Annotated in this window: 27 protein-coding genes and 1 pseudogene; 8 read left to right on the forward strand and 20 right to left on the reverse strand. The window is 69.4% G+C overall.

What is annotated here, in order from left to right:
* Window positions 1–12 precede the first annotated feature (12 nt).
* The 5 genes from ASG59_RS13360 to ASG59_RS13380 form a co-directional block, all read right to left on the reverse strand.
* Window positions 13–582: an NUDIX hydrolase gene (locus ASG59_RS13360; RefSeq protein ID WP_055887784.1), complete on the reverse strand. Its 570-nt coding sequence runs from the start codon at window positions 580–582 to the stop codon at window positions 13–15.
* Between the two features lie 132 nt (window positions 583–714).
* Complete coding sequence (locus ASG59_RS13365; RefSeq protein ID WP_055887781.1) at window positions 715–966, reverse strand: sulfurtransferase TusA family protein; 252 nt, start codon at window positions 964–966, stop codon at window positions 715–717.
* An 86-nt stretch (window positions 967–1,052) separates the two neighbouring features.
* The gene (locus tag ASG59_RS13370) at window positions 1,053–1,487 is read right to left on the reverse strand and encodes a hypothetical protein (RefSeq protein WP_056283504.1); all 435 of its coding nucleotides are present in this window, start codon (window positions 1,485–1,487) and stop codon (window positions 1,053–1,055) included.
* Between the two features lie 189 nt (window positions 1,488–1,676).
* Complete coding sequence (locus ASG59_RS13375; RefSeq protein WP_056409310.1) at window positions 1,677–3,044, reverse strand: glutamate--cysteine ligase; 1,368 nt, start codon at window positions 3,042–3,044, stop codon at window positions 1,677–1,679.
* Between the two features lie 143 nt (window positions 3,045–3,187).
* Entirely contained in the window at window positions 3,188–3,940 is a 753-nt protein-coding gene (locus tag ASG59_RS13380; protein WP_056409312.1) for a 16S rRNA (uracil(1498)-N(3))-methyltransferase, read from the reverse strand.
* Between the two features lie 297 nt (window positions 3,941–4,237).
* Here ASG59_RS13380 and ASG59_RS13385 point away from each other — a divergent pair, with 297 nt between their 5' ends.
* A complete protein-coding gene (locus ASG59_RS13385; protein ID WP_244472354.1) occupies window positions 4,238–4,696 on the forward strand; it encodes a hypothetical protein in 459 nt (152 codons plus the stop codon).
* A 10-nt stretch (window positions 4,697–4,706) separates the two neighbouring features.
* Entirely contained in the window at window positions 4,707–5,654 is a 948-nt protein-coding gene (gene ubiA / locus ASG59_RS13390) for a 4-hydroxybenzoate octaprenyltransferase (RefSeq protein WP_056409314.1), read from the forward strand.
* Between the two features lie 13 nt (window positions 5,655–5,667).
* Here ubiA and ASG59_RS13395 read toward each other — a convergent pair whose 3' ends face one another.
* Entirely contained in the window at window positions 5,668–6,081 is a 414-nt protein-coding gene (locus ASG59_RS13395) for a DUF6101 family protein (RefSeq protein WP_156387765.1), read from the reverse strand.
* Window positions 6,082–6,497: 416 nt separating this feature from the next.
* Between ASG59_RS13395 and ASG59_RS13400 the strand changes: the two genes are divergently transcribed.
* Window positions 6,498–7,328, forward strand: coding sequence for a 3'(2'),5'-bisphosphate nucleotidase CysQ (locus tag ASG59_RS13400; protein WP_082524105.1), 831 nt, complete (start codon window positions 6,498–6,500; stop codon window positions 7,326–7,328).
* 139 nt (window positions 7,329–7,467) lie between these two features.
* On the opposite strand, the gene ASG59_RS13405 is transcribed toward ASG59_RS13400, so the two are convergent.
* On the reverse strand, window positions 7,468–7,719 hold the full coding sequence (locus ASG59_RS13405; RefSeq protein WP_055887766.1) for a hypothetical protein: 252 nt from the start codon (window positions 7,717–7,719) through the stop codon (window positions 7,468–7,470).
* Between the two features lie 194 nt (window positions 7,720–7,913).
* Window positions 7,914–8,123 carry a cold-shock protein gene (locus tag ASG59_RS13410; RefSeq protein ID WP_055887763.1) on the reverse strand — a complete coding sequence of 70 codons (210 nt, stop codon included), beginning with the start codon at window positions 8,121–8,123 and terminating at the stop codon, window positions 7,914–7,916.
* Between the two features lie 289 nt (window positions 8,124–8,412).
* On the opposite strand from ASG59_RS13410, the gene ASG59_RS13415 reads away from it, so the two are divergent.
* Entirely contained in the window at window positions 8,413–8,802 is a 390-nt protein-coding gene (locus ASG59_RS13415; protein WP_055887760.1) for a hypothetical protein, read from the forward strand.
* A 7-nt stretch (window positions 8,803–8,809) separates the two neighbouring features.
* Here the strand turns inward: ASG59_RS13415 and ASG59_RS13420 are convergent, their stop codons facing one another.
* From ASG59_RS13420 to ASG59_RS13445, 6 genes are all read right to left on the reverse strand, one after another.
* A complete protein-coding gene (locus tag ASG59_RS13420) occupies window positions 8,810–9,028 on the reverse strand; it encodes a hypothetical protein (RefSeq protein ID WP_056409316.1) in 219 nt (72 codons plus the stop codon).
* A gap of 227 nt (window positions 9,029–9,255) precedes the next feature.
* Window positions 9,256–9,555 (reverse strand): hypothetical protein, encoded by a 300-nt coding sequence (locus ASG59_RS13425; RefSeq protein ID WP_055887757.1) that lies wholly within the window; start codon window positions 9,553–9,555, stop codon window positions 9,256–9,258.
* A gap of 272 nt (window positions 9,556–9,827) precedes the next feature.
* On the reverse strand, window positions 9,828–11,192 hold the full coding sequence (accC, locus tag ASG59_RS13430; protein WP_056409318.1) for an acetyl-CoA carboxylase biotin carboxylase subunit: 1,365 nt from the start codon (window positions 11,190–11,192) through the stop codon (window positions 9,828–9,830).
* Between the two features lie 11 nt (window positions 11,193–11,203).
* Entirely contained in the window at window positions 11,204–11,677 is a 474-nt protein-coding gene (gene accB, locus ASG59_RS13435) for an acetyl-CoA carboxylase biotin carboxyl carrier protein (RefSeq protein ID WP_056409319.1), read from the reverse strand.
* 16 nt (window positions 11,678–11,693) lie between these two features.
* On the reverse strand, window positions 11,694–12,158 hold the full coding sequence (gene aroQ / locus ASG59_RS13440; RefSeq protein ID WP_055887748.1) for a type II 3-dehydroquinate dehydratase: 465 nt from the start codon (window positions 12,156–12,158) through the stop codon (window positions 11,694–11,696).
* Between the two features lie 118 nt (window positions 12,159–12,276).
* Complete coding sequence (locus ASG59_RS13445) at window positions 12,277–13,068, reverse strand: DsbA family protein (protein ID WP_055887746.1); 792 nt, start codon at window positions 13,066–13,068, stop codon at window positions 12,277–12,279.
* Between the two features lie 200 nt (window positions 13,069–13,268).
* Between ASG59_RS13445 and ASG59_RS13450 the strand changes: the two genes are divergently transcribed.
* Together ASG59_RS13450 and ASG59_RS13455 are read left to right on the forward strand one after the other, a co-directional pair.
* Entirely contained in the window at window positions 13,269–14,429 is a 1,161-nt protein-coding gene (locus tag ASG59_RS13450; RefSeq protein WP_056409321.1) for an aminotransferase class I/II-fold pyridoxal phosphate-dependent enzyme, read from the forward strand.
* Between the two features lie 3 nt (window positions 14,430–14,432).
* On the forward strand, window positions 14,433–15,137 hold the full coding sequence (locus tag ASG59_RS13455) for a DUF429 domain-containing protein (protein WP_056409323.1): 705 nt from the start codon (window positions 14,433–14,435) through the stop codon (window positions 15,135–15,137).
* Between the two features lie 97 nt (window positions 15,138–15,234).
* On the opposite strand, the gene ASG59_RS13460 is transcribed toward ASG59_RS13455, so the two are convergent.
* On the reverse strand, window positions 15,235–16,215 hold the full coding sequence (locus ASG59_RS13460) for a TorF family putative porin (protein ID WP_082528751.1): 981 nt from the start codon (window positions 16,213–16,215) through the stop codon (window positions 15,235–15,237).
* A gap of 453 nt (window positions 16,216–16,668) precedes the next feature.
* On the opposite strand from ASG59_RS13460, the gene ASG59_RS13465 reads away from it, so the two are divergent.
* Window positions 16,669–17,040, forward strand: a complete 372-nt coding sequence (locus ASG59_RS13465) for a hypothetical protein (RefSeq protein ID WP_056282917.1) — start codon at window positions 16,669–16,671, stop codon at window positions 17,038–17,040.
* A 160-nt stretch (window positions 17,041–17,200) separates the two neighbouring features.
* Here ASG59_RS13465 and fae read toward each other — a convergent pair whose 3' ends face one another.
* Window positions 17,201–17,740 (reverse strand): formaldehyde-activating enzyme, encoded by a 540-nt coding sequence (gene fae, locus ASG59_RS13470; protein WP_055887735.1) that lies wholly within the window; start codon window positions 17,738–17,740, stop codon window positions 17,201–17,203.
* Window positions 17,741–17,911: 171 nt separating this feature from the next.
* Between fae and ASG59_RS13475 the strand changes: the two genes are divergently transcribed.
* Window positions 17,912–18,130, forward strand: a complete 219-nt coding sequence (locus ASG59_RS13475) for a hypothetical protein (RefSeq protein WP_055887732.1) — start codon at window positions 17,912–17,914, stop codon at window positions 18,128–18,130.
* A 6-nt stretch (window positions 18,131–18,136) separates the two neighbouring features.
* On the opposite strand, the gene ASG59_RS13480 is transcribed toward ASG59_RS13475, so the two are convergent.
* The 4 genes and pseudogenes from ASG59_RS13480 to metH form a co-directional block, all read right to left on the reverse strand.
* Window positions 18,137–18,586, reverse strand: a complete 450-nt coding sequence (locus tag ASG59_RS13480; protein ID WP_055887722.1) for a hypothetical protein — start codon at window positions 18,584–18,586, stop codon at window positions 18,137–18,139.
* Window positions 18,587–18,650: 64 nt separating this feature from the next.
* Window positions 18,651–19,127, reverse strand: a complete 477-nt coding sequence (locus ASG59_RS20010) for a PIN domain-containing protein (protein ID WP_244475705.1) — start codon at window positions 19,125–19,127, stop codon at window positions 18,651–18,653.
* Window positions 19,128–19,179: 52 nt separating this feature from the next.
* Window positions 19,180–19,299 (reverse strand): annotated as a pseudogene (locus ASG59_RS20655) (AbrB/MazE/SpoVT family DNA-binding domain-containing protein); the annotation flags it as partial.
* 59 nt (window positions 19,300–19,358) lie between these two features.
* Complete coding sequence (gene metH, locus ASG59_RS13490; protein ID WP_056409325.1) at window positions 19,359–23,111, reverse strand: methionine synthase; 3,753 nt, start codon at window positions 23,109–23,111, stop codon at window positions 19,359–19,361.
* Window positions 23,112–23,160: the final 49 nt, after the last annotated feature.

A 23,160-nucleotide genomic window follows, 5' to 3' on the forward strand; every position in this document is an offset into this window, starting at 1 on the left:
TCGCGGCCCGCGTCAGGCGGCGAACAGGTCGGGATGGCGTACCCGCAGGGTCAGGACCAGCATCAGGGTCTTGAGGTCGGTGAGTTCGCCCCGGTCGCTCATCGCCGCCAGGGTCGACAGGGCGATCTCGTGGACGGTGATCGTCTCCTGCTCCTCGGAGAGGCCGCCGCCCTCCCCGTGCCGGTCGGCGGCACCGTAGGGAGCGAGGTAGAAGTCCATCTGTTCGGTGGAGATCCCCGGCATGCTCCAGCCGCAGGTGACGTGCTCGAGGTCGCGCAGCGTGACGCCGACCTCCTCGCTCGCCTCCCGCCGCGCGCCCTCCTCCGGGTCGGGCTCGTCGAGGAGACCGGCGGGCACCTCGAGGAGGGAGGGAATTCCGGCGGCGAAGAAGGCGGCCGGCCTGAACTGTTCCGCGAGCAGGGCGACCCGGCGCACCGGATCGTAGGGCAGCACGGCGACGGCACGACCGTGGTCTTCGATCTCGCGCTTGATCCGGCTTCCGTCCTCGAGGGTGATCTCGGCCACGAGGAACCGGCTCCAGCCATCGTGCAGAATACGGGTGCCGCGGATCACCGGTGCCATGCTGTCCTTTCCCGGCCGGACGACCGTCGCCCGCGGCGACGCTCCCGGCTCCAAAGGCCGGGTACCAGACGAGATGGAGCACGATTGAGGCAGGCGTACCGGTTCGGTGCACCGGCGTAGGGCGAACGGCCGTCACTCGGGCGCGAAAACCCGCGTTCCCCGGCGGATCGTGAAGCGGATGGCCTCGCCGTGCCGGCCCTGACCTTCGAGGACGTCACCCTCCTCCCGCACGAGGTGGGGAATATCGATCGCCGCCAGCGGATCGGTGCAGACGACGGCGAGGGTTCGTCCGGGGGACAGCCGGCGCAGGGCACGGCGGGTCTGGAGCACCGGCAGCGGGCACTTCAGGCCGGTGAGATCGAGTTCGACGAGATCGTCCGACATTGTCACCCGAACACTGGTCATCTCATGAAAAAGCCCCGCCGGGCGGTCGCGCCGGCGGGGCTTGTCTCGAGGGTCGGTCGTTACGGTCAGTAGCCGTAGCCGTAGGCCGGGTAGCCGTAGACCGGACGGGCGTAGCCGTAGCCGTAGACCGGGCGGGCATAGCCGTAACCACCGCCGTAGCCGTAGCCGCCACCGTAACCACCGCCGTAGCCGTAACCGCGGTCGTAGTAGCCGTAACGGGGAGCGGCGCTGGCGGCGAGGGCGCCACCGATGATGCCGAGGGCGGCACCGGCCGCCAGGGCACCGCCGACGCCGACACCGCGACGGCCGTACCCGCGACCGTAGCCACCGCCGTAGTAGCCGCCGCCGCGATAGCGGACCTCCTCCACATGGGCCGGCTGACCGGCGATCTGGTTGGCGTTCACTGCGGCCAACGGCGCGGCCTGCGACGGGGTGAAGGACCCGGCGGTCATGGCGACGGCGGTCGTTCCGGCGAGGGCGAGAGACATGATGCGCGACATGCGGAAAATCTCCATCTCTTGAAGTATGCTGTTTCTGCAACAGGCAAGATGAACCATAGCCGAACGGATGAGTTCCATGCGTGCGTGTGGACACGCCGTCATCGGATGCGCGCGGCTTGCCCGAGAAACGCGCGCGGCTCGCCCGAGAAATGCGCGCGGCTTGCCCGGGAGGCCCCGGGCAGGCGGCGCTCAGAACGTGCAGGTTCGGAAGGCGGGTTCGACGGACCGCTGCCATTCGCCCTCGAAGAGGGCCAGGCGCTCTTCGGCGAGGGATCGCCCGGCTGCGACGATCTCCTCCAGGGGGCGCAGATAGACGCACTCGTCGCGGCCGGTACCGTCGCGGCGACCGCGCGCCGACAGCCCGCGCCGTGCGATGGCCAGCGCTTCGGCGGCGACCGCACCGACGCTGCGGCCGCCCACGGTGGCCGCGAGCCCGAGGCGCGGCACGGTGGCGCGCAGGGAATCGCGCTCCGCCGACGTCCACTCCCGCACCAGCTCCCATGCGTCGGCGAGGGCGTCGGCGTCGTAGAGCAGACCGGCCCAGAAGGCCGCCTGCGCGGCGATCATCGCCGGACCGCCGACGTCCGCCCCGCGCATCTCGATGAAGCGCTTCAGCCGCACCTCCGGGAAGGCCGTGGAGGCGTGGTTGGCCCAGTCCGATACCGTGGCGTATTCGCCCGGAAGGGTGGCGAGCCGCCCCGCCATCAGGTCGCGGAAGGAGGCGCCCGAGACGTCGTGATAGGTCTCGCCGCGCTTGACGAAATACATCGGCATGTCGAGCAACCACTCGACGTAGGCGTCGTAACCGAAGCCCGCCTCGAAGGCGCGCGGCAGCATGCCGGTGCGGTCGCCATCGGTATGGCGCCAGATCTCGGAGCGGCGGGAGAGGAAACCGTTGGGCCGCCCGTCGGCGAACGGTGAATTGGCAAACAGCGCCGTCGCCACTGGCTGCAGGGCGAGGGCTACCCGCATCTTGGTGGCCATGTCGGCCTCGGACGAGAAATCGAGGTTCACCTGCACGGTGGCGGTGCGCAGCATCATGTCGAGGCCGAGCGTGCCGACCTTGGGCATGTAGGCGGCCATGATGCGGTAGCGGCTCTTGGGCATCACCGGCGTCTCGGCCCGCGTCCACTTCGGGCTCATGCCGAGGTCGAGGAAGCCGATTCCCATGGGCTCGGCCACCGCGGCCACGGCGTCGAGATGGGCGCCGAGTTCGGCCATGGTGCCGTGAACGTCGGGCAGCGGTGCGCCCGACAGCTCGAACTGGCCGCCGGGCTCCAGCGAGATCGCGCCGCCCTCCGCGCCGGCCAGGCCGATGAGATGGCCGGCATCCTCGATCGCCTCCCAGCCCGTGCGACGGGCGACGCCCTCGAGGAGGGCGCGGATGCCGCGTGTCCCCTCGTAGGGCACCGGGCGGTTGTGGGCGCGGTAGAAGGGGATCTTCTCGTGTTCGGTGCCGATGGCGAACTGCGAACGCGGCTTCTCGCCGGCCGCAAACCACGCGACGAGTTCGTCACGCGTGGTGAGCGGCGTGGTGTCGGACGTATCGCGCGCCATGCGCTGCCTCACGAAAAAAGTACGGCGGAAAAAAGAGGACGGACCGTCCCCTTGCAGGAAGGCGCGCCGGATCGGGGCGGAACCGCCACGGCCGATGTGGGCTCCTTAGTCCAGCGGGCAAGGGCGGACAACGCGCCGTGGCATCAGCGTGTGTCGCCGAGCACCGACTGCACCAGCGCGAGTGCCACCACGGCGGCGGTATCGGCCCGCAGGATACGCGGCCCCAGTGACAGGGCCACGGTGTTGGGCCGCGCCGAGACGAGGTCGCGCTCCTCCCGCGAGAAGCCGCCCTCGGGGCCGATCAGCACCGCCAGCGGCGGCGGCGCGGCGGGATCGGCCGCCGCCCTCAGGGCGGCGATGGGATCGGCGACCGGCGCGTCCTCGTCGCAGAACACCAGGAGCCGGTCCGGGGCGAGGTCGGCGAGGGCCGCGGGCAGGCGCACCGCCGGCGGCAGGTCGGGAATGGCGAGGATGCCGCATTGCTCGGCGGCCTCGATGGCGTTGGCGCGCAGGCGGTCGGCGTTGATGGTCTCGCCCTGGGTATGGCGGGTGAAGACCGGGCGGATGGTGCCGGCCCCCATCTCCACGGCCTTCTGGGCGAGGTAGTCGAGCCTCGCCGTCTTGAGGGGCGCGAACAGGTAATGCAGGTCCGCGGCCGCCGGCTGCGGCCGCAACCGCTCGCGCAGGTGCAGGTCGGCGCTCTTGCGGCCGGTCTGTGCGATCTCGGCGCGCCACTCGCCGTCGCGGCCGTTGAACACCAGCACCGGGTCCGTCGGCACCCGGCGCATGACGGTGAGGAGATAGTTCGCCTGCGCCCTGTCCAGGGGCAGAACCGCATCCGCCGACAGCGGCCGGTCGATGTAGAGGCGGGGCGCGGTGAAGTCGTAGGCGGCCATGGCGCGCTTGGTCGCGCGGTTGCCCGAGCGCTGTCAACGGCCGTGCGGCGCGGCGCAGGACGCGGCATTGCATAAATACAACACCAACCGGTTTTCGCGTCTTTGCCCACACGTCGGACGCTGCGATCGTTTGCGGCTCGAAAGACGCCACATTCCTATGCGGAAACGGCTGCCGATCGAGGTCGTCGCAGCGGACGAGCCGCCCGCGACCCATGGTGTCGCGACGGCGAGGTCGCTCGGGCTCGGGCATGTCGCCCTCGAGCCGGGCGAGGAGAGGGAGGTCTTGAAATGTCTTTCATGCGTATCGCCGTGGCGATGACGGCACTGCTCGGCGGTCTCGCGGCCGCCGGTCCCGCCCTGGCCCAGAGCGCCGAGTGCGGCGAGATCCAGAAGACGCTGCAGGCCCGCAAGGACCTCGTGGCCAAGGCCAACGTGGCCTCGTCGGCCAAGGTGAAGATGACGCCGCAGGCCGCCTGCGCCCTGTTCGGCAAGCTCCAGTCCAACGGCACCGAGGGCCTGAAGTGGATCTCCGCCAACAAGGAGTGGTGCTCGATCCCCGATTCGTTCGCCGAGGGCTTCAAGGCCGACCACACCAAGGTCGTCGGCATCCGCACCAAGGTGTGCAACGTCGCCGCCCAGGCCACCAAGATGGAGGCCCAGGCCCGCGCCCAGGCCCAGAACGGCGGCGGCGGTGGCGGCCTGCTCGGCGGCCCCGGCCTCACCGGCAGCCTCAAGATGCCGCAGGGCGCCCTCTGAGCCTGCCGGCGTGACAGCCCCGCCGGTCGTCGAAGACCGCGTCGCCGATGCGGTGAGCGGGCATTGGGTCGATCGCCGGGCACCACGCCCGGCGCGGCCCTACCTGCGCCTGGCGCGGATCGACCGGCCGATCGGCTGGTGGCTGCTGCTGCTGCCGTGCTGGTGGTCCTCGGCGCTCGCGGCGATCGCAGCGGGGCGTGCCCTGCCCGATCCCTGGCACCTTGTCCTGTTCCTCGTGGGTGCCATCGCCATGCGCGGGGCCGGATCCACCTACAACGACATCGCCGACCGCGACCTCGACGCGCAGGTTGCGCGCACCCGCAACCGCCCTCTCCCCTCCGGGCAGGTCCGGGCGCGACAGGCCGCCGTCTTCCTGGTGGTGCAGGCCCTCGTCGGCCTCGCCGTGCTGGTGCAGTTCAACGCCGTCGCCATCGCGGTGGGCGTGGCCTCGCTGGTCCCGGTGGCGATCTATCCGTTCATGAAGCGCGTCATGCCGATGCCGCAGCTCGTCCTCGGGCTGGCGTTCTCCTGGGGCGCGCTGATGGGCTGGGTCGCCCTGTTCGGTGGGCTCCAGGCCCCCGCGCTCCTGCTCTACGGCGGCACCGTCGCCTGGGTGATCGGCTACGACACGATCTACGCCCTGCAGGACATCGAGGACGACGAGATCGCCGGCATCCGGTCTTCGGCGCGGTTCTTCGGCGAGCGGGTCAGGCTGGCCGTGGGCCTGTGCTACGGCGCGGCTGCGGCCCTCGTCTTCGCCGCCGGCTGGCAGGCGGGCATGGGCATGGTCGGGGCGCTGGGCGTCGGCCTGTTCGCCGCCCATCTCGGATGGCAGGTCCGGCGTCTGCGCGCACGCGACGGGCACGGAGCCCTGGGCCTCTTCCGATCCAACCGCGATGCCGGCCTGATCCTGTTTGCCGGCCTCGCCGCCGATGCGGCCTGGCAGGGTCTTCTCTAACCTTCACCCGACCTCAAGACAGCGCGCCGCCGACGATCTCCGATTCGCCGCGGTGGATGAGCGGGCGCACGGGAAGCTGGCCGGTCTTGCGCCGCACGAGGAAGCGGGGGCGCCGGTTGGTGAGGAACCCGTGGCGGCGACGCGCCTTGGTGGCCCCGAGGGCGACCGGGCCGATCTGGCGCGACACCGTGGCGAGTTCGCCGTCCTCGCGGACGATCATCCGCGGCAGGCCCGATTTCGCCGACACGTCGCGCCACAGCGCCACCACGTCGTCCTCGTCGAACGGGCCGAGGCGGCTGAGAGTGGCGCCGGCGGCATCGACGATCAGCAGGGCGAAGCGATCCTCGCCGCAGGTCTCGGCATCGCCCGCGGCGAAGCTGAGGGCGATGCCGGCGGGCGTGGCGCCACCGCAGATCCGCCCGAACATCGGCAGCCGCGAGACCACCGCATCGTGGGCGAGCGGCGCCACATCGTCCTGGACGATTCCGGCCTGGGCGCCGGCGGAGATGGTTGCGAAAGTCTTCATCGCGAGTATTGCCTTCTAGCTCGTGCCGGGCACAGTCGGGCTGTGCGTCATGACAAGAACATTGGCCTCGCAACTCCTCTGTCCTCCTTAAGAGCGACGGTTAAGCGATCGTGGCCGGGGTGAAAGCGGCCGGAATGCTCAACGGTTCCTTGCCTCGATCCGCGAAACGGGAAGGCACCCGCGGCGCCTGCGATCCTTGTGGCGTCCCTGGCGCCGCCCTACAACGCGACGGTAGCCGCCCCGAGTCACGTCGTGACCGGTCTTCGGCCGTTCACGAAAAGCCCTTCAGCCCCACCCCGATCAGTCCCCGGAGCCGCATGTCCGCCTCGATGTCCCCCGACGCCGCTCGGGCCTTGCTGCCGGCGCTGCGCGAGACGATCCGCGAGGCAGCCGATCTCGCCCTGCCGTTCTTCCAGGCGGGCGGCCAGACACGGGCACGGATCTGGTCGAAAGCCGGGGGATCGCCGGTGACGGAGGCCGATGTCGCCGTGGACACCTTCCTCAAGATCAGGCTGAGCGGCCTGCTGCCGGAGGCGGCCTGGCTTTCCGAGGAGACCGCCGACGATGCCGTGCGCCTCGGCAGCGATCTGGTCTGGATTGTCGATCCCATCGACGGCACCCGGGCCTTCCTGTCCGGCCATCCCGACTGGTCGATCGCCGTGGCGCTCCTGGCCGGCGGCGTACCGGTGCTGGGCTTCGTCCACGCGCCGGTACCGGACCGGTTCTACGAAGCGGTGGCGGGGGGTGGCGCCACCTGCAACGGCACTCCGATCGCGGCCTCGGCGCAGGCGGACCTCGCCGGCGCCCGGGTCACCGGACCCAAGCCGATGATCGAGCGGCTGGCACGGGGCGGGACACGGGACGGCGTGAAGCCGCCGATGGTGCAGGTCGACCGCGTGCCGTCGCTGGCGCTGCGCATCGCGCGGGTCGCGGAAGGCTCGATCGACGTCGGGCTTGTCTCGTCGGATGCCCGTGATTGGGACCTGGCGGCCGCCGATCTGCTTCTCACCGAGGCGGGTGGCGCTGTCACGGACCCCGGCGGCACCCCGACCGCCTACAACCGCCCGGATCCCGTCCACGGCGAGCTGGTCGCGGTCTGCGGCGGCCTGCGTCACGCCGTGGTTGACGCCTTCGGCCGGCGCATATGAAAACCGCCACACTTTGCGGTGCGGCGGCGATGGTCGTTGCTATCGTATCGTGAAGGATCGGTCGCTACGCGTCGGGCTAGGCTTTTAGGGCCGAGCCTGCACGGACGGTGACATCACCGTCCGTCGGGCGTCCCGTCGATCAGGCCCGGACGCTTTCGCGCAGGGCGATCGCGGAAGGGGCGAGCCCGAAACGCTCGGCCAGATGCCACCGCAGTTCACGAGGCGAATGATAGTTGTAGGACCGATCGATCCGATCGGTGAGGTCGACGGCGCCATCGTTCAGGCTTTTCACGTCACCGGTCCGCGCCTGTTTCAGGCGGGCCACTTTGAAGGTAACCGCATCGGTCACGGGCGAACGCGCTCCGCGCTGGCGGGTGTATTCGAACAGCATGTTGTTGTGTGTTGGCTTTCAGGTGTCCTAGGAGGTCGCCCTCGGGCGACTCGCTCCAGATTTGCTTGGATATAGTCTGTCGTATGTGCCATCCGGCAACGATCTCCCACGGGAGAAGGTCGTCGGAAAGCGGAGACCGGTCTTATCATCCGGCGTGGTGACGCCAGCCCGATGGGCACGACGTCAGAGGGGCCTCAGGCCGCCTGGAGGTTTCCAGCCGAATCCTTGCCGCTGCGCTTGTCCGTCTGGATCTCGTAGGAGATCTTCTGGCCCTCGACGAGGTTGCGCATGCCAGCCCGCTCGACTGCGGAGATGTGAACGAACACATCCTTGCCGCCGTCATCCGGCTGAATGAAGCCGTAGCCCTTGGTCTCGTTGAACCACTTAACAGTGCCGGTATTCACGAATAAAACCTCGTATCGTTCACGTCCCCACCGTGGTGGCTCATCGCTGAGCGTCGCACGCCAGGGTATTTTCAGTCCTGCGGGTACAGCTAAGGTCTCGCACGCCGGCTGAGACAGGCGACCGCTCGACCTCGGCCCGCTACCCACTACTTAGGCTGAGGATGCGGCGGCAACAAGGCGTTTCGCCTGCATCCGCTGCCGCAGCCCCCTGAAACCCCGCAACCGGCCCCTGTGTTCTTCGCACCCGGCTGTGCATATAAGAGTTCGGCCCCAGGCAGTTAGGCGATCCATGGCGGGTATTTCGGTTTCCCTCGAAGGCGCGAACATCCAGCTCTCCTTCCAGAAGGACGAGCAATCGACCGCCGTCGTGATGGACGCGCGGGCGGCCCGCGCCCTGGTGCGGGCGGTCGGCCATCTCCTCACCGCCATCGACGAACCGGACGACGCCGACACGATCGAGGACCTGAGCGACGAGGACATCGCCATGCTCGAGGTGACCTCGTCGGTGATCGAGGTGGGGACCGACGACAAGGGCCAAGCCGTCGTCGCCCTGCAGGCGGGTGCGCTGCCGCCTTTTCAACTGCGCCTGACGGACGAAGAGGCCCGTCACGTCGCGACGAGCCTCTCGGAAATTCTGAGTGCCCCGCGCGACGTTCGCGCCTCGCACGGGGACCATTGACGGGCGCCTACATTCTCACGCCGGGATCTGTCGGACCGCCGGGCAGGTAGTCCGGCTCGGAACCGGGGCCGCCGGGTTCGCCGATGCCGGGGTCGTCCACCGGGTAGGGAGACCGGGGGCCGGTCGGCCCGATGTCGGGGTCCTGGTCGGGGGGCGGTGGCATCGGCAGGTCGCCGGGGATGCCGCCGGGCAGGGGCTCTGGGATCGGTAGGCCTGGGTTGGCCATGGATTACCTCCTCTCGATCCGGGGTTGTGCGGGGTCAACCGATGCCCGCCGCAGGGGTTCCCGATTCGCGGCTCGCGAGCGCCGGCGCCCCGACCCGCCAGTCTCCTCGCCCGACCGCGGATCGGGCTCCGGACCAGGGCTCGGTCTGCACCAGACGCCGGAACGCGAAAGGGCCGGCCCCTCTCGGAGCCGGCCCTTCACCCGTCGATGATCGAGAGCGATTCGGCTCAGCGAGCCGGGCCGCCCGAGGTGTTGCCGGTGTTGGGGACGGTGCGGTTGTTCTGGTCGGCGTTGCCGCCCTTGGCGGAATCGGCGGCACCCATGCCTGCCGCACCGGGAGCGACAGGCGCCGCGTCCGGATTGGGGGCCATGCCACGGGTCGAGGGATTGTCGATCGGACCGCGGGTGGTGCTGCCGGCCTGCGGAACCGCCCGCTCAGGCTGGCTCACGTTGCCCGAGGGCGACTGGGCGAGGACCGGGGTCGCCGCAACGAGGGCAGAAGCGATCACGAAAGAAGTCAGACGCATCGGTAGGGTCCTTAACGGTCGAACGGGCCACCCTGAAACGCACGACAGCGTTTCCCCTGTGGCATCGCGGCAAGAACGATCCCGGCAGGGCCGTTGTTCCCCCCGTGACAGAACATCGGGCGTCGGCGTCAAGATCGCGCTCCGCCTGAAAGACCCCACGAAGTGCGAAACTCGCCGGAGACCTGATTGCATCGTCCCGCGTGGAGTTCCCGGGCACGGAAAGCCTTGACGACCCAGGGGCCTGACCTTGGATCGGCCGCGCCCCGAGCCGATCAGCCGGCCGTCTGCGCGTCGAGGCCGCCTTCTTCCAGGAAACGCTCGAGCCAGTGGATGTCGTAGGCCCCGGCCTGCACCTCGGCATTGCGCACGAGGGTGCGGAACAGGGGCAGCGTGGTATCGACCCCGTCCACCACGAACTCGTCCAGCGCCCGGCGCAGGCGCATCAGGCACTCGTTGCGGTTCCGCCCATGGACGATGAGCTTGCCGATGAGCGAATCGTAGTGCGGTGGGATGCGGTAGCCCTGGAACACCGCCGAATCGACCCTGACCCCGAGGCCGCCCGGAGGATGGAAATAGGTGATCAGGCCGGGCGAGGGCCGGAAGGTGGCCGGGTGCTCGGCGTTGATCCGGCATTCGATGGCGTGGCCGGAGACCGAGATGTCGTCCTGCGTCACCGAGAGCGGCAGGCCGGCCGCCACCCGGATCTGTTCGTTGACGAGATCGATGCCGGTGATCATCTCGGTCACCGGATGCTCGACCTGGATGCGGGTGTTCATCTCGATGAAGTAGAAGCGCCCGTCCTCGTAGAGGAACTCGACGGTGCCGGCGCCGAGGTAGCGCAGTTCCTGCATCGCGCGGGCGCAGATGCCGCCGATCTCTTTGCGCACGCCCGCGTCGATCACGGGCGAGCCGCCCTCCTCCCAGACCTTCTGATGGCGGCGCTGCAAGGAGCAGTCGCGCTCGGCCAGATGCACGGCATTGCCCTGCCCGTCGCCCAGCACCTGCACCTCGATGTGGCGCGGCGTCGTCAGATACTTCTCGAGGTAGACCGCGTCGTCGCCGAAGGCGGCCTTGGCCTCGGTGCGGGCGAGGTTCAGGGCCTCCTCGAGTTCGGCCTCCGATTGCGCCACCTTCATGCCGCGACCGCCGCCGCCGGAGGCCGCCTTGACGAGGACGGGATAGCCGATCTCGGCGGCGACACGCTTGGCCTCGTCGGTGTCGGTGATACCGCCCTCGGAACCCGGCACGCAGGGGATGCCGAGGCGCTTGGCCGTGCGCTTGGCCTCGATCTTGTCACCCATGATGCGGATATGCTCGGCCTTCGGCCCGATGAAGCCGATGCCGTGGTGGGCCAGCACCTCGGCGAAGCGCGCGTTCTCGGAGAGGAAGCCGTAGCCCGGATGGACCGCGTCCGCCCCGGTGATCTCGCAGGCCGCGATGATGGAGGGGATGTTGAGGTAGCTGTCGCGGGCGGACGGCGGCCCGATGCAGACGCTCTCGTCGGCCAGGCGCACATGCATGGCATCGGCATCGGCGGTGGAATGCACGGCCACCGTGGCGATACCGAGCTCCTTGGCCGCCCTCAGGATCCGCAGGGCGATCTCGCCCCGGTTGGCGATCAGGATTTTCTCGAACATGTGGGCGCCCGTCACTCGATCACGAGGAGCGGCTCGCCGAACTCGACCGGCTGGCCGTCCTCGACGAAGATCGCGGTGACGGTGCCGGCGCGCGGCGCGACGATCTCGTTGAAGGTCTTCATCGCTTCGATGAGCAGCAGCTTCTCGCCCGCGGCGACCACCGAGCCGACGTCGACGAAGGCCTTGGCGTCCGGCGACGGCCGCCGATAGGCGGTGCCGACCATCGGCGACGGGAGCGCACCCGGATGCACGGCCGCCGGCTTGGAGCGCTCGGCACCCGGACCCGCCAGGGGCGGCGGGGGCGGTGCGGGGGCGAGGGCCACGGGTGCCGGCGCGGCGACCTGGACCTGGACCGGCTCGATCCGGCGGACCACGCGGATGCGCAGGTCGCCTTTCTCGATCTCGATCTCGGTGAGGTCGGTCTCGGTGACGAGATGGGCGAGCACGCGCACGAGCTCGGGGTCGAAGGGATCGTTCTTGGACATCGGGTCGGTCTTGGACTCAGGCGAGAGTGGGGGAGGCGGCGGCGCGCGCCGCGATGATGTGCGCCAGGGCGTCGAGGCCCAGCGCATAGCTATGGGGGCCGAACCCGCAGATCACCCCGGCGCAGACGGGGGCGATCAGCGAGACGTGCCGGAAGGCCTCGCGGGCGTGGACGTTGGAGAGATGCACCTCGACGGCGACGACGCCGCTGCCGGCGATGGCGTCGCGAAGGGCGATCGACGTGTGGGTGTAGGCGGCCGCGTTGATGAGAACCCCGGCGCCGGCCCGGCCGGCGGCCTGGACCAGGCCGACGAGATCGCCCTCGCAGTTGGTCTGGTGGAAGCCGAGCGCGACCCCGAGCGCGTCGGCGCGCAGGCGCAGGTCGCGCTCGATGTCGGCGAGGGTAGCGCTGCCGTAGATCCCGGGCTCGCGCGTGCCGAGCAGGTTGAGGTTGGGTCCGTTGAGGACGTGGATCGGGATCATGACGTCGCGTCCAGGAGCGGTCGGGCGGACTGGCGCCGCCACGCCGGGCGGTCCCGGCGTGGATCGGTGAGGCGGGCGCGGGCCGGAAAGGCCGGCCCCGCCGCGGAGCGAGCGGGGATCAGCAGCTCGCGTGGCCGCACTGGCGCACGTCGGCGATGGTCTTGCGGATCGGCTCGATGCCGACGGCGCCGGGGATGATCTCGTCGCCGATGACGAAGGCGGGCGTGCCCGAGAGGCCGAGCTTGTCGCCCAGGCCCACGTTCTCGGCGAGCGCGGCCTTCACCTCGGCCCCTTGCGCGTCCTTCGCGAGACGGGCGACGTCGAGGCCCATCTCCTTGGCCACCGCCATCGCTTTCTCGGCGGTCACCCGGCCCTTGCTCTCCAGGAGCTTGGTGTGGAACTCGAACAGCTTGTCGCCCTTCAGCTGCTGCTTGGCGGCCAGCGAGATCTTGCTCGCCTCCAGCGATTCGGCGCCAAGCACGGGGAAGTCCTTGAGGACGACGCGCAGCTTGGGGTCCGACTTGATCAGCGCCTGGATGTCGGTCAGCGCCTTGCGGCAATAGCCGCAGTTGTAGTCGAAGAACTCCACCAGGGTGACGTCGCCGTTGGGATTGCCGGCCACGACGCTGTGGGGAGAATTGACGAGGGCTTCGCGGGACTCCTTGAGAGCCGCGCCCTGCGCGAGCTTCTGGGTCTCCTGGGCGCGACGCTCGCCCTCGGCGATGGCCTCCTGCAGCACGTCCGGATTCTTGACGAGGTAGTCCTTGATGATCGCCTCGATGGCCTGGCGCTGGCCGTCGTTGAAGACGCTCGTCCCGGCCTGCGGCGTCGTCTGGGCCGATGCCGCGGAGGCGGCGAGGACGAGCGGGCCGGCGACGAAGGCGGCGATGAGGGAACGGGGCAGCGTCATGTGTCCTCGGCTTCTGGTCGCGGCAGGTGGCGTGGCGCCCCGCCTTTGGATGCGTCGGTAGTGCCGGGGTTAGGCGTTTTCGCGGCGCCCGGTCAAATCACCTTACCGTCCGCGCGACCGGCCATCGCAGGTCCGCGCGAAAGGCGCGGGATGCACCACGGGTGCTTGGATCGTCGCGCGAATGGCGCGATAGCTGCGCGATGACGGTATCCCACCTCTCCCGCCGCGCCGCCACCGTGGCGCCGTTCCTCGCCATGGACGTCATGAGCGCCGCCGCCGCACGGGAACGGTCGGGCGCGCACGTCGTCCACATGGAGGTCGGCCAGCCCTCGGGACCGGCCCCGCGGGCGGTGATCGCCGCCGCCCGCGGGGCCCTCGAGAGGGGGCAACTGCCCTACACCGAGGCCCTCGGCCTGCCGGCCCTGCGCGAGCGCATCGCCCGGCATTACCGCGACACCCACGGCGTGACGGTGGCGCCCGGGCGCGTCGTAGTGACGACGGGATCCTCGGCGGGCTTCGTCCTCGCCTTTCTCGCCCTGTTCGACGCCGGCGCACGGGTGGCGGTGCCCGAGCCCGGCTATCCGGCCTATCGCAACATCCTGCGCGCGCTGGACATCGACCCGGTGCCGTTGCGCCTGCGCGCCGAGAACCGCTTCGCGCCCACCGGTGCCGACGTGCGCGCGTTCCACGCGACGGGCGTGCTCTCGGGACTCCTGGTGATGAGCCCGGCCAACCCGACCGGCACGGTGATCGCCCCCGACAGGCTGGCCGAACTCGGCCGGACCGCGCGGGACCTCGGCATCCCCTTCATCTCCGACGAGATCTACCACGGCCTGTCCTACGGCCTTCCCACCGACACCGCGCTGCGGAGCGAACCGGACGCGGTGATCATCAACTCGTTCTCGAAGACCTGGTCGATGACCGGCTGGCGCATCGGCTGGATGGTGGTGCCCGAGGCGCTGGTCCGGCCGGTCGAGCGTCTGGCGCAGAACCTCTTCATCTCGCCGCCCTACCTGTCGCAGGTGGCGGCAACGGCCGCCTTCGACGCGCACGAGGAGGTCGAGGCGACCCGGGCCGGCTACGCGGCCAACCGCAGCCTGCTCCTCGACGCCCTGCCGGGGCTCGGCCTCGGCCGCATCCATCCGGCCGACGGCGCCTTCTACCTGTACGCCGACGTGTCGCCGCTGGCCGACGACGCCTCCGCCTTCTGCCGGCGCATGCTGGCGGAGGCCGGCGTGGCGGCGACGCCGGGCCTCGATTTCGACCCCGTCGAGGGCGGGCATCACGTCCGCTTCTCGTTCGCCGGGTCGCGGGACGATTGCGAGGAAGCGGTGCGCCGGCTGCGGGCCTGGCTGGCCTGAACGATGGCGTGGATCGCGGGCGCGGACGGGTTCAAGAGCCGGTGGTGCGTGGTGCTGCAGGATCTCGACACCGGTGAACTGCGCGTCCGTATCGTGCCGACCTTCGCCGGCTTGCTCGATCTGGCCGAGCGCCCCTCGGTCGTCGCCGTCGATATCCCCATCGGCCTGCCGGAGGTCACGCTTGCCGGCGGCCGGGCCTGCGATGCGGCCGCGCGGCGGCTGCTCGGCCGCAGAGGCGCCAGCGTGTTCTCCGCTGTCGGACGCATCGCCCTGGCGGGCGCGAACCGGGCCGGGGCCGATGCCTTGAACCGGGCGCACGGTGGGATCGGCGTCGGCGCCCAGGCCTGGGGCCTCGCCGACAAGCTCAGGCAGGCCGATGCGGCGATGACGCCGGAACGCCAGGACACGGTCCGGGAGGTCCATCCCGAACTCTCGTTCTGGGCGATGAACGGTCGCACGCCGATGGCTGACGGCAAGAAGTCGGCGGCAGGCGCCCTCGCACGGACGGATGCGCTCGGAGCATCGGGCTTTCCCGAAGCCTTCGTGCGTCGTGCGCCCAGCGCGAGGCCACGCATCGGCCCGGACGATTTCCTGGATGCCTGTGCCGCCCTGTGGAGCGGCCGCCGGATCGCCGCCGGCAGCGCCGAACGCCTGCCGGCGGCGGAGGACCGCGACGCGCGCGGTCTCGATCAGGCGATCTGGTTCTGAAGAGCCGGCGTCCGCTCACGCGATCCGCCGACCCCTTCCTTCGCGCATCGGATGTCTGCGAAAGCCGGCAACCACCTTCCGGTCCGATGCGATCGGCTTACCGGAACAGGTTCAGAAGGCCGCCGGGCTCGGCGTAGATGCCGGGCGCGGCGGTGGAGGTCTGGAAGGTGATCGAGCCGATCACCGCCTCGCCGCACCACTTCGAGGTGCCGCCGTTGGTCAACTGGCGGAAGTCGCCCGTGAGCGCCGCGCACTGGCGCTTGTCGAGGTCGGTGTCGTGGTAGCGCACGTCGAGGGTGATGTTCTTGTAGGTGTAGGACAGGCCGACGTTGCCGTAGAGGTAGCTCGGCAGGTTGAACGACGGGAAACGGCCCGGCGCGGTGCTGCCGAAGGCACCGGTGGCGGAACTCTTGGCGCTGCCGAGGAAGAAATAGCCGACTTCGCTGGAGAGCGAGAAGCCGCCGGCATAGGCCTCGGGCAGGAACGGGAACAGGGTGGCCGGCAGCAGGTAGGCGGCGGTGCCGGAGGCGTAGGTGCTGTTGGCGTGGGTGCCGAGGAAGTTGGGCGAAAAGAACACGTTGGCGCCCAGCGTCAACGCATCCGTGGCCGTGTAGAGCACCTTGCCGGCGGCCTCGTAATAATCGGTGTTCGCGGTGGTGAACGGCGTGATCCCGTCGGCGTTGAACAGGCGCGTCTCGTTCGGATAGAAGTAATACAGGATACCGAGATCGAAGGCGAGCTTGCCGAACGTCGGCCGAATACCGGCGACGAGATCGAACTCCATGTCCGGCCTGGTCGGCAGGCGGGTCTGGTAGGTGGCGAAACCGGCGTAGGCGAAGTTGTTGAGGAACTGCGCCTCGAAGAAGGTCTGGTAGCTGCCCTGCAGGTTCGACTGCGACACGCCGCGGAAATTATAGTCGGTCTGGTAGCGCGAGCCGAACGAGAAGCCGATCAGCGGGTCGGGCGCCTTGGCCTCCACCGGCATCACCTTGGGGGCGGCGAGATCGGCGGCCACCGCCGGGAGCGAAAGGCCGAGCCCGCAGAGGGCGGCCAGGGACAGTTTCGTGACGGTGCGCATACCCAAGATCCCCTCGCCCGCGTTGGTCGCCGGGCCGTTGTCGGCAGGGCGTCGCCGTCTCCCGCGAACCCGCCGAAGCCGGAACGCGATGTCGTGCGATCTCCTGATGAGGGATCAGCGTATCCGTGGGTTCTTAAGCGACAAACCCGACGGGCGGACACATCTGGTGAAATTCAATGCAATCCGCCCAGCAAACCGCCAAGTCGTTCCGCCGGCCAGAGAATGAAAAGCACTGTTGCCGCAATGCCGCATCGATCGTCGTGCCTCCAGGGTGGCAGGAGGTCTAGGCGAACTCGTCGATGTTCGTGATTCGGGCACCGCTAGCCGATTCTGGGCGCGGACGGGTCCGAGGGACGACAGGCCGAATGGACATCGGCGGATCGCGCGTCGCATCCGACGCGTTGGACGCCCGGAGCGTGCGTGGGCACGGCCGGCAACAGGGACGGGACCGGGATGGAGGCTGAACTCGCGCGGATGGTCAGGCAGGCGGCGGCGGATGCGCGCCGACGGGCCATGGGCTTTCCCGGATCGACCAGCGGGGACGACCTCCCCTGGGCGGTGACGAAAGCCTTCGACGACAGCGTGCGCGGCCATGTCGAGCGCGATCCGGGGATCGAGGACGAGCGGGACGGCGTGCTCGTCGCCGCCGTCGACCTCGCCGAGTCGGATCCGGAGGACGGCGACGAGATGCACCCGATGCTGCGCAAGCTCCTGGATGCCATCGACAGTCTCGAGCGGGTGACGCTGAGCCGGGGCGTCGTCAACCGCAAGGCGGCGGCGGCAGGCTACGGCACGGCCGGCCAGCGTCTCGCACCGGCGAACTGAGCCGGTTCGGGCTGGCAGGCCAACGCTTCACCCTGCTCGGGTCCATGGTCTGTCGCGGGTCGTCGACGCAAAACCGACGACCACTCTTGCGACACCGGCTCGGCTTCGCTCCCCGACCCGAAACGGACCGTCGCGAGGGTGCCGGGGCGGGACGGAGCGATCAGTACTCGATCACGTCTTCCAGGGCGTAGTGCTTCACGGTCTTGCGGTTGGCGATCAGCTCGTCGATCGTCGGCTCGCCCTTCATCGCCCGGGCGATGGCGAGCTTCGTCGCCTCGTAGTTGGTGCGATAGAGATCCTTGCGGTCGAGGTTCTCGTCGCTGCCGCAACGCTCGTCGAGCCAGATCGTGATGATCATGCACAACTCGTCGAGGCCGTCCTTGGGCAGGACGCCCTCGATCACGCAGTCGACGATCGCGTCGCCCGTGGCCGCCTGAACCACGCCGCCGAGAAGCTCGGCGTATTCGGCGGTGTGGATCGTGACCTTGGTGGTCATCATCGTGGACGGGCGCACGAGCTGGTTGAGGTCGCGCACCACGAACATGCGGGTGTGGCCCTGGACCTGTCCGAGCATGCCGGCGAAGGCGTGTCCGACGGGCCCGCGGGTGGAGCCGATCAGCACCTCCGGCATCGCGTCGGTGAATTGACCCTCGGCGGCGAGCACCGTCGCCTCGCCGGTGCGGAACCAGATCTCGGACATCGTCAGCCACTCCTCAACGTCCGCGACGGCGGCACGCGCGGGCGCACAAACACCGCCGACGCACCCGAGGTCAATCGCGCAGGGACCGTGCAAGGGCGATGATCGACAGAACCGCCCGGATCGTCCATTCAGGTCCGGCTTCGGGCGGGATGAGCCGGGGCGGGAGGCGTCATGACCGGGCCACAGACGGAACGCGACTGGAGCCTGTCGGTGGCGCCGTCGGCGGATGGGGTGCGACTGGCCCTCGACCTGAAGGATCTCGGCGGCCAGCCGTTCACGGCGATCCTGTCGCTCGACCCCGTCGAGGCCCGCCACCTCGCCCGCGCCCTCCTCGCCGCGGCCGGCGACGCCGCGGAACGGACGTTTCCCCGCCCGCCGACGATGGACTGAGCGCCGCTACCGGACGCCGACCTGGCTGCGGCCGGGCAGGCGCGGCACGGTGGTGCCGCGCGGCTCGATCGGCTCGGCGCAGGCGTAGGCGAACTCGGTCTGGAGGTCGGTGAAGACGATTTCGCCGGTGATGCGGCACTGCTCGCGCACGGTCTCGTCGAGGTAGGCCCGCGCCGCCGCCCGGAACCGCTTGGGACGGCTCGCCTCCGGCGACTCGCCGTCGAGGCCGCAGCCGGCGATCTCGCGCGGCCCGTTGGAGACGATCAGCATGCGCCGGGCCCGGCGCTGGTCGTAGACCTCGTAGGGGTCGTTGCAGCCGATCGTCACCACCTGCGGCGTCAGGCTGACGTAGGTCTTCGAGATGTAGGCGAAGCCGGTGCAGCCGCTCACCGCCGAACCGAGCACCAGGACGAGCGGAACCGCCAGCCGCTTCCCCATCACCGACACCCGCCTCATCACACGCGATCCCCGCCGCATTGGAACGGCCGTGCTTCCCCGGTCAAGCCCGAGCGGGTGGACCTTACCCCGCTTCGTCTTCGCAATTCTCCACCGGAAGATCCGGGACGCGCGAGAATTCGCGGGTGTTGCGCGTGACCACCACCAAGCCACGCTGCAGGGCCTGGCCGGCGATCAGGACCTCGCAAGGGCCGATGGGCGTCCCGGAGGCGGCGAGCGCGGCGCGGATTTCCGCGGCTCGCTTGGCGTCGGCCGACGTGAGGTCCAGGATCGGAAAGCGAAGGCGTTCGAACTGCTCGATCGCCCGCTCGGTACGGACGGCGCGATAGGCCCCATAGAAAAGCTCATGCGCGACGATGACCGATAGACAGATGTCGCGCGGGGATCGATCCCCCGGACCGTCTCGGAGACGCGCGGATGCGGTTTCAGGAGAGCGATGACGACATTGGTGTCGACGAGGTCCTACACTCGAACGCCGTGTCGAGTTCCGGGCGCTCCTGTTGCGGGACGGCTTCCTCGATCGCCGCAATGACATCGTCATCGATCGGCCCGATGGTTTTCAACCACGCCCATTCGTCCTCGACGAGCGGCTAGAGGATGACGGCGTCGCCCTCGCGCCGAATCCGCACCGCGGCGGCGTCGAAGCGGAATTCCTTGGGCAGCCGCACCGCCTGGGAGCGGCCGGACCAGAAGACCTTCGCGATATCGCCCATGGGCGCCTCCTGCCATGTCTCGCCAGAGACATGGCAGGAGAGGCTCGGGCCGTCCCGCCCTACTCGGCGGCGACGGCGAGGTAGCGCGCCGGATCGTAGTTGAGGATCGGGCCGAGCCAGCGCTCCACAGCGACGAGGTCCATGCCCTTGCGGGCCGCGTAATCCTCGACCTGGTCGCGCTCGACCTTGGCGACGCCGAAGTAATGCGCCTCCGGATGCGCGATGTAGAGGCCCGACACCGACGAGCCCGGCCACATGGCGTAGCTCTCGGTGAGCTTTACGCCGATACGCGGCTCGGCCTGCAGGAGGTCGAACAGGGTGACCTTCTCCGTATGGTCGGGCTGCGAGGGATAGCCGGGCGCCGGGCGGATGCCGTCGTATTCCTCCTTCGAGAGGTCTTCCGGCGCATAGGCTTCGTGCGGCGCGTAGCCCCAGAACTCCTTGCGCACCCGTTCGTGCATGCGCTCGGCGAGCGCCTCGGCGATGCGGTCGGCGAGCGCCTTCACCAGGATCGAGCGGTAATCGTCGTTGGCCCGCTCGAACCGCTCCGCGATGCGGACCTCCTCGAGACCGGCGGTGACGACGAAGCCACCGACGTAGTCGGCCACGCCCGAGCCCTGCGGCGCGACGAAATCCGAGAGGCAGGTGTTGGCGCGCCCGTCGCGCTTCGACAGCTGCTGGCGAAGGCCGTGGAAGGTGGCGAGCGTCTCGCTGCGGCTGTCGCCGGTGTAGAGCCTGATGTCGTCACCGACGGCATTCGCCGGCCAGAAGCCGAGGATCGCCTTCGGGTTGAACCAGCGCTCCGCGACGATCTGCTTGAGCATGCCTTGAGCGTCGTCGAACAGGGCCTTGGCGGCCGGGCCCTGGTTCGGGTCCTCGAAGATCGCCGGATAGCGGCCCTTGAACTCGTAGGTCTGCAGGAACGGCGTCCAGTCGATGTAGGGTACGAGGTCGGCGACCTCGTAGGTGCGGAACACCCGCGTGCCGGTAAAGCTCGGGCGCACCGGCGCGTAGCCGGACCAGTCGATCTTGAACGGGTTGGCGCGGGCCTTGGCGAGCGACAGGCGCTGCTTGTCGAGCTCGGAGCGCGCGTGGGCGTCGGCGACCTTCTTGTACTCGGCCCGGGTCTTCTCGATGGTGGCGTCCCGTGTCTCCTTCGACAGCAGGCTCGACACCACGCCGACGGCGCGGCTGGCGTCGGTGACGTAGACGGTCTGGCCGCGGGCGTAGGACGGGTGGATCTTCACCGCGGTATGGACGCGGCTGGTGGTGGCCCCGCCGATGAGGAGCGGCACGTCGAAGCCCTCGCGCTCCATCTCGGCGGCCACATGCACCATCTCGTCGAGCGAAGGCGTGATCAGGCCCGACAAACCGATGATGTCGACGTTCTCCTTACGGGCGACGTCGAGGATCTTGGCCGCCGGCACCATCACGCCGAGATCGATGATCTCGTAGTTGTTGCAGGCGAGCACGACGCCGACGATGTTCTTGCCGATGTCGTGGACGTCGCCCTTCACCGTCGCCATCAGGATCTTGCCGGCGGCCTGGCGCTTGCCGTCACCGCCGTTGGCGAGCTTCTCCGCCTCCATGAACGGTTCGAGATAGGCCACGGCCTGCTTCATCACACGGGCGGACTTCACCACCTGCGGCAGGAACATCTTGCCGGACCCGAACAGGTCGCCGACCACGTTCATGCCGGCCATGAGCGGGCCCTCGATGACGTGGAGCGGGCGCGCCACGCCGAGCCGCGCTTCTTCCGTATCGGCGACCACGTATTCGGTGATGCCGTTGACCAGCGCGTGCTCCAGCCGCTTCTCCACCGGCGCCTCGCGCCACGACAGGTCGGCGGTCTTCGCCTGGACGCCGCCGCCGGACTTGAAGCGCGCCGCCGCATCGAGCAGGCGGTCGGTCGAATCGTCACGGCGGTCGAGGACCACGTCCTCGCAGAGCTCGCGCAGTTCGGCCGGCAGCTCGTCGTAGATCGCGAGCTGGCCCGCGTTCACGATGCCCATGTCCATGCCGGCCTGGATGGCGTGGTAGAGGAACACCGCGTGCATCGCCTCGCGCACGGGCTCGTTGCCGCGGAAGGCGAAGGACAGGTTCGAGATGCCGCCCGAGATATGGGCGTGGGGCAACGTCTGGCGGATGATCCGGGTCGCCTCGATGAAGGCGACGCCGTAGCCGTTGTGCTCCTCGATGCCGGTGGCGACCGCGAACACGTTGGGATCGAAGATGATGTCTTCCGGCGGGAAGCCGATCTCCTCGGTCAGCACCTTGTAGGCCTTGGTGCAGATCTCGACCTTGCGCTCCAGCGTATCGGCCTGGCCCTGCTCGTCGAAGGCCATCACCACGACCGCCGCGCCGTAGGAACGGCAGATCTTGGCGTCGGCGACGAACTTCTCGATCCCCTCCTTCATGGAGATCGAGTTTACGATCGCCTTGCCCTGGACGCACTTGAGCCCGGCTTCGATGACGTTGAACTTCGAGGAATCGATCATCACCGGCACGCGGGCGATGTCGGGCTCGGCCGCCACGAGGTTGAGGAACTCGACCATCGCCTTCTCGGAGTCGAGCAGGCCCTCGTCCATGTTGATGTCGATGATGCTGGCCCCCGCCGCCACCTGGTCGCGGGCGACATCGAGCGCCGCGGCGTAGTCGCCGGCGGTGACGAGCTTCCTGAACTTGGCCGAGCCGGTGACGTTGGTGCGCTCGCCGACGTTCACGAAGGGGATCTCCTTCGTCAGCGTGAACGGCTCCAGGCCCGACAGGCGCATCAGCGGCGCGATCTGCGGGATCTTGCGCGGGGCCTTGTCGGCCACGGCCTGGGCGATGGCGCGGATGTGGTCCGGCGTGGTGCCGCAGCAGCCGCCGACCATGTTGACGATGCCGCCCTCGGCGAACTCGGCCACGAGCTTGGCCATCGCCTCCGGGCTCTCGTCGTAGAGGCCGAACTCGTTGGGCAGGCCGGCGTTCGGATAGGCGCAGACCAGCGTGTCGGCGATGCGCGACAATTCGCTGATGTGGCCGCGCATCTCGCGCGCGCCGAGGGCGCAGTTGAGGCCGATGGTGAGCGGAGCCGAGTGGCGCAGGGCGTTCCAGAACGCCTCCGGCGTCTGGCCTGACAGGGTGCGGCCGGAAAGATCGGTGATCGTCCCCGAGATCATGATCGGGAGCTTGAGCCCGAGTTCGTCGAACACCTGCCAGGTGGCCGCCACGGCGGCCTTGGCGTTGAGGGTGTCGAAGATCGTCTCGATCAGGATGAGCTCGGCGCCGCCCTCGATCAGGCCGCGGACCTGTTCGGCATAGGCGGTCTTGACCTCGTCGAAGGTCACGGCCCGGTAGCCGGGATTGTTCACGTCCGGCGAGATCGACAGGGTGCGGTTGGTCGGGCCGATGGCGCCGGCCACGAAGCGGCGGCGGCCGTCCTGAGCTTCGGCCAAGGCCGCGGCCTCGCGGGCGAGGCGCGCGCCGTCCCGGTTCAGCTCGTGGACGATCGATTCCATGCCGTAGTCGGCCTGGGCGATGGTGGTGCCCGAGAACGTGTTCGTCTCGCACATGTCGGCGCCGGCGAGGAAGTAATCGAGGTGGATCTGCCGGATCGCGTCGGGCTGTGTCAGGATCAGGAGGTCGTTGTTGCCCTTCTGGTCGTGGGAATGGTCGAGGAAGCGCGACCCGCGAAAATCCGCCTCGCCGTAGCCGAGACGCTGGATCACGGTGCCCATCGCCCCGTCGAGGACGAGGATCTTCTCGGCCGCCCGCTGGCGCAGGGCCGCTTCGATTTCGGTGCCGTCGACGGGGCGCAGATCGGTCATGGGGTCTCTCGGATGTCGTGGGATCTCCCCTCCCCCGTGTGGGGAGGAG

Source organism: Methylobacterium sp. Leaf466 (genome assembly GCF_001425565.1).
GTDB lineage: Bacteria > Pseudomonadota > Alphaproteobacteria > Rhizobiales > Beijerinckiaceae > Methylobacterium.

What these genes read in the sequence shown, in the direction of transcription:
- ASG59_RS13360 (WP_055887784.1), bottom strand. Translation starts at nt 582, where the DNA reads ATGGCACCGGTGATCCGCGGCACCCGTATTCTGCACGATGGCTGGAGC.
- ASG59_RS13365 (WP_055887781.1), bottom strand. Translation starts at nt 966, where the DNA reads ATGTCGGACGATCTCGTCGAACTCGATCTCACCGGCCTGAAGTGCCCG.
- ASG59_RS13370 (WP_056283504.1), bottom strand. Translation starts at nt 1,487, where the DNA reads ATGTCGCGCATCATGTCTCTCGCCCTCGCCGGAACGACCGCCGTCGCC.
- ASG59_RS13375 (WP_056409310.1), bottom strand. Translation starts at nt 3,044, where the DNA reads ATGGCGCGCGATACGTCCGACACCACGCCGCTCACCACGCGTGACGAA.
- ASG59_RS13380 (WP_056409312.1), bottom strand. Translation starts at nt 3,940, where the DNA reads ATGGCCGCCTACGACTTCACCGCGCCCCGCCTCTACATCGACCGGCCG.
- ASG59_RS13385 (WP_244472354.1), top strand. Translation starts at nt 4,238, where the DNA reads ATGCGTATCGCCGTGGCGATGACGGCACTGCTCGGCGGTCTCGCGGCC.
- ASG59_RS13395 (WP_156387765.1), bottom strand. Translation starts at nt 6,081, where the DNA reads ATGTTCGGGCGGATCTGCGGTGGCGCCACGCCCGCCGGCATCGCCCTC.
- ASG59_RS13400 (WP_082524105.1), top strand. Translation starts at nt 6,498, where the DNA reads ATGTCCGCCTCGATGTCCCCCGACGCCGCTCGGGCCTTGCTGCCGGCG.
- ASG59_RS13405 (WP_055887766.1), bottom strand. Translation starts at nt 7,719, where the DNA reads ATGCTGTTCGAATACACCCGCCAGCGCGGAGCGCGTTCGCCCGTGACC.
- ASG59_RS13415 (WP_055887760.1), top strand. Translation starts at nt 8,413, where the DNA reads ATGGCGGGTATTTCGGTTTCCCTCGAAGGCGCGAACATCCAGCTCTCC.
- ASG59_RS13420 (WP_056409316.1), bottom strand. Translation starts at nt 9,028, where the DNA reads ATGGCCAACCCAGGCCTACCGATCCCAGAGCCCCTGCCCGGCGGCATC.
- ASG59_RS13425 (WP_055887757.1), bottom strand. Translation starts at nt 9,555, where the DNA reads ATGCGTCTGACTTCTTTCGTGATCGCTTCTGCCCTCGTTGCGGCGACC.
- accC (WP_056409318.1), bottom strand. Translation starts at nt 11,192, where the DNA reads ATGTTCGAGAAAATCCTGATCGCCAACCGGGGCGAGATCGCCCTGCGG.
- accB (WP_056409319.1), bottom strand. Translation starts at nt 11,677, where the DNA reads ATGTCCAAGAACGATCCCTTCGACCCCGAGCTCGTGCGCGTGCTCGCC.
- aroQ (WP_055887748.1), bottom strand. Translation starts at nt 12,158, where the DNA reads ATGATCCCGATCCACGTCCTCAACGGACCCAACCTCAACCTGCTCGGC.
- ASG59_RS13445 (WP_055887746.1), bottom strand. Translation starts at nt 13,068, where the DNA reads ATGACGCTGCCCCGTTCCCTCATCGCCGCCTTCGTCGCCGGCCCGCTC.
- ASG59_RS13450 (WP_056409321.1), top strand. Translation starts at nt 13,269, where the DNA reads ATGACGGTATCCCACCTCTCCCGCCGCGCCGCCACCGTGGCGCCGTTC.
- ASG59_RS13455 (WP_056409323.1), top strand. Translation starts at nt 14,433, where the DNA reads ATGGCGTGGATCGCGGGCGCGGACGGGTTCAAGAGCCGGTGGTGCGTG.
- ASG59_RS13460 (WP_082528751.1), bottom strand. Translation starts at nt 16,215, where the DNA reads ATGCGCACCGTCACGAAACTGTCCCTGGCCGCCCTCTGCGGGCTCGGC.
- ASG59_RS13465 (WP_056282917.1), top strand. Translation starts at nt 16,669, where the DNA reads ATGGAGGCTGAACTCGCGCGGATGGTCAGGCAGGCGGCGGCGGATGCG.
- fae (WP_055887735.1), bottom strand. Translation starts at nt 17,740, where the DNA reads ATGTCCGAGATCTGGTTCCGCACCGGCGAGGCGACGGTGCTCGCCGCC.
- ASG59_RS13475 (WP_055887732.1), top strand. Translation starts at nt 17,912, where the DNA reads ATGACCGGGCCACAGACGGAACGCGACTGGAGCCTGTCGGTGGCGCCG.
- ASG59_RS13480 (WP_055887722.1), bottom strand. Translation starts at nt 18,586, where the DNA reads ATGAGGCGGGTGTCGGTGATGGGGAAGCGGCTGGCGGTTCCGCTCGTC.
- ASG59_RS20010 (WP_244475705.1), bottom strand. Translation starts at nt 19,127, where the DNA reads ATGACGATGTCATTGCGGCGATCGAGGAAGCCGTCCCGCAACAGGAGC.
- metH (WP_056409325.1), bottom strand. Translation starts at nt 23,111, where the DNA reads ATGACCGATCTGCGCCCCGTCGACGGCACCGAAATCGAAGCGGCCCTG.